This is a genomic window from Streptomyces kebangsaanensis, assembly GCF_001906585.1.
Lineage (GTDB): Bacteria > Actinomycetota > Actinomycetes > Streptomycetales > Streptomycetaceae > Streptomyces > Streptomyces kebangsaanensis.
In genome coordinates this window covers 1-3,926 of sequence record NZ_JUJA01000140.1, presented here as the reverse complement: position 1 = coordinate 3,926, position 3,926 = coordinate 1, and the positions used below count along the sequence as shown (strand labels likewise).

The window sequence follows — 3,926 nt, the reverse complement described above, 5'->3', positions numbered from 1 at the left end:
TCGTCACGACGGAAGGCAGGACGGTCATCCCGCCGCTCGTCACGACGGAAGGCAGGACGGTCATCCCGCCGGTCATCCCGGCGGGAGGCAGGACGGTCATCCCGCCGGTCGTCACGCCGGTCATCCCGCCGGAAGGCGGGACGGTCGCCCTCGCGGCGGAAGCCGCGGTCACGATCGCGGTCATCACGGCGACCGTGACCCCCACGCTCGCCATCCCGCCGGTCGTCCCGGCGGAAACCGCCGCGCTCCCCGCGGTCACCGCGCTCGAACCTGTCGTCGCGACGGAAACCAGCACGGTCGTCACGACGGCCATGACCGCGGTCGTCGTCACGGCGGAAGTCCCGGCGGTAGCCACCACGGTCACCGCGGTCACCACCGTCCCGGCGGCGCTGATCGCGCTCCGGACGCTCGTCGGGAGAGTTGGTGGACATCGGTGACTCCTTCTTCTGTACTTCTGTACTTTTTCTACGGGAAAACGAAAGGACCCCTGGTCCCAGCTGAACGCTGGTGACCAGGGGTCCTCCAAAGATTGTTCGGCGGTGTCCTACTCTCCCACAGGGTCCCCCCTGCAGTACCATCGGCGCTGTGAGGCTTAGCTTCCGGGTTCGGAATGTAACCGGGCGTTTCCCTCACGCTATGACCACCGAAACCCTAATGGTTTCGAGCGAACAAGCACACTCTTCAATTGTCTGTTCTACTCAAAGCCGGCAACCGTTCGTTGCCTCAGAACTGACACAGTGGACGCGAGCAACTGGGGACAAGCCCTCGGCCTATTAGTACCGGTCACCTCCACGCCTCGCGGCGCTTCCAGATCCGGCCTATCAACCCAGTCGTCTACTGGGAGCCTTACCCCATCAAGTGGGTGGGAGTCCTCATCTCGAAGCAGGCTTCCCGCTTAGATGCTTTCAGCGGTTATCCCTCCCGAACGTAGCCAACCAGCCATGCCCTTGGCAGAACAACTGGCACACCAGAGGTTCGTCCGTCCCGGTCCTCTCGTACTAGGGACAGCCCTTCTCAAGACTCCTGCGCGCGCAGCGGATAGGGACCGAACTGTCTCACGACGTTCTAAACCCAGCTCGCGTACCGCTTTAATGGGCGAACAGCCCAACCCTTGGGACCGACTCCAGCCCCAGGATGCGACGAGCCGACATCGAGGTGCCAAACCATCCCGTCGATATGGACTCTTGGGGAAGATCAGCCTGTTATCCCCGGGGTACCTTTTATCCGTTGAGCGACGGCGCTTCCACAAGCCACCGCCGGATCACTAGTCCCGACTTTCGTCCCTGCTCGACCCGTCGGTCTCACAGTCAAGCTCCCTTGTGCACTTACACTCACCACCTGATTGCCAACCAGGCTGAGGGAACCTTTGGGCGCCTCCGTTACCCTTTAGGAGGCAACCGCCCCAGTTAAACTACCCATCAGACACTGTCCCTGATCCGGATCACGGACCCAGGTTAGACATCCAGCACGACCAGACTGGTATTTCAACGACGACTCCACCCCAACTGGCGTTGGGACTTCACAGTCTCCCAGCTATCCTACACAAGCCGAACCGAACACCAATATCAAACTGTAGTAAAGGTCCCGGGGTCTTTCCGTCCTGCTGCGCGAAACGAGCATCTTTACTCGTAGTGCAATTTCACCGGGCCTATGGTTGAGACAGCCGAGAAGTCGTTACGCCATTCGTGCAGGTCGGAACTTACCCGACAAGGAATTTCGCTACCTTAGGATGGTTATAGTTACCACCGCCGTTTACTGGCGCTTAAGTTCTCAGCTTCGCCCCACCGAAATGGAGCTAACCGGTCCCCTTAACGTTCCAGCACCGGGCAGGCGTCAGTCCGTATACCTCGCCTTACGGCTTCGCACGGACCTGTGTTTTTAGTAAACAGTCGCTTCTCGCTGGTCTCTGCGGCCACCCCCAGCTCGGAGTGCAAGACTCGTCACCGGGCGCGGCCCCCCTTCTCCCGAAGTTACGGGGGCATTTTGCCGAGTTCCTTAACCATAGTTCACCCGAACGCCTCGGTATTCTCTACCTGACCACCTGAGTCGGTTTAGGGTACGGGCCGCCATGAAACTCGCTAGAGGCTTTTCTCGACAGCATAGGATCATCCACTTCGCCACAATCGGCTCGGCATCAGGTCTCACCCTGGTGAGTGGCGGATTTGCCTACCACTCGGGCTACACCCTTACCCCGGGACAACCACCGCCCGGGCTGGACTACCTTCCTGCGTCACCCCATCACTCACCTACTAACCGCTTGGGCCGGCGGCTCCACCACTTTCCTTCCCCCGAAGGGTCCGGAACGGCTTCACGGCCTTAGCATCACGATGCTCGATGTTGATCGCGTCACAGCGGGTACCGGAATATCAACCGGTTATCCATCGACTACGCCTGTCGGCCTCGCCTTAGGTCCCGACTTACCCTGGGCAGATCAGCTTGACCCAGGAACCCTTAGTCAATCGGCGCACACGTTTCCCACGTGTGAATCGCTACTCATGCCTGCATTCTCACTCGTCAACCGTCCACAACTCGCTTCCGCGGCTGCTTCACCCGGCAGACGACGCTCCCCTACCCATCCGTACGGGCGTTGGCCCTGCATGTACGAATGACACGACTTCGGCGGTACGCTTGAGCCCCGCTACATTGTCGGCGCGGAATCACTAGACCAGTGAGCTATTACGCACTCTTTCAAGGGTGGCTGCTTCTAAGCCAACCTCCTGGTTGTCTGAGCGACTCCACATCCTTTCCCACTTAGCGTACGCTTGGGGGCCTTAGTCGATGCTCTGGGCTGTTTCCCTCTCGACCATGGAGCTTATCCCCCACGGTCTCACTGCCGCGCTCTCACTTGCCGGCATTCGGAGTTTGGCTAAGGTCAGTAACCCGGTAGGGCCCATCGCCTATCCAGTGCTCTACCTCCGGCAAGAAACACACGACGCTGCACCTAAATGCATTTCGGGGAGAACCAGCTATCACGGAGTTTGATTGGCCTTTCACCCCTAACCACAGGTCATCCCCCAGGTTTTCAACCCTGGTGGGTTCGGTCCTCCACGAAGTCTTACCTCCGCTTCAACCTGCCCATGGCTAGATCACTCCGCTTCGGGTCTTGAGCGTGCTACTGAAACGCCCTGTTCGGACTCGCTTTCGCTACGGCTCCCCCACCCGGGTTAACCTCGCAACACACCGCAAACTCGCAGGCTCATTCTTCAAAAGGCACGCAGTCACGAGAGTGCGCAAGCACACTCCGACGCTCCCACGGCTTGTAGGCACACGGTTTCAGGTACTATTTCACTCCCCTCCCGGGGTACTTTTCACCATTCCCTCACGGTACTCTCCGCTATCGGTCACCAGGGAATATTTAGGCTTAGCGGGTGGTCCCGCCAGATTCACACGGGATTTCTCGGGCCCCGTGCTACTTGGGTGTCTCTCCAACGAGCCGCTGACGTTTCGGCTACGGGGGTCTTACCCTCTGCGCCGGACCTTTCGCATGTCCTTCGCCTACGCCAACGGTTTCTGACTCGTCCTGTCGCCGGCAGACGACAGACAAGAGATCCCACAACCCCGCACGCGCAACCCCTGCCGGGTCTCACACGCCTGCGGTTTGGCCTCATCCGGTTTCGCTCGCCACTACTCCCGGAATCACGGTTGTTTTCTCTTCCTGCGGGTACTGAGATGTTTCACTTCCCCGCGTTCCCTCCGCTTGCCCTATGTGTTCAGGCAAGGGTGACAGCCCATGACGACTGCCGGGTTTCCCCATTCGGAAACCCCCGGATCACAGCCTGGTTGACGGCTCCCCGGGGACTATCGCGGCCTCCCACGTCCTTCATCGGTTCCTGGTGCCAAGGCATCCACCGTGCGCCCTTAAAAACTTGGCCACAGATGCTCGCGTCCACTGTGCAGTTCTCAAACAACGACCAGCCACCCGTCAC

General features: G+C 59.9%; 2 rRNA genes and 1 pseudogene. 1 reads left to right on the top strand and 2 read right to left on the bottom strand.

What is annotated here, in order from left to right:
* Positions 1-437, top strand: a pseudogene (locus RH94_RS41475) (hypothetical protein); the annotation flags it as partial.
* A 94-nt stretch (positions 438-531) separates the two neighbouring features.
* Here RH94_RS41475 and rrf read toward each other — a convergent pair.
* Positions 532-648: ribosomal RNA gene (rrf, locus tag RH94_RS20230) — 5S ribosomal RNA — on the bottom strand.
* Between the two features lie 105 nt (positions 649-753).
* Positions 754-3,872: ribosomal RNA gene (locus tag RH94_RS20225) — 23S ribosomal RNA — on the bottom strand.
* Between the last annotated feature and the right edge of the window lie 54 nt (positions 3,873-3,926).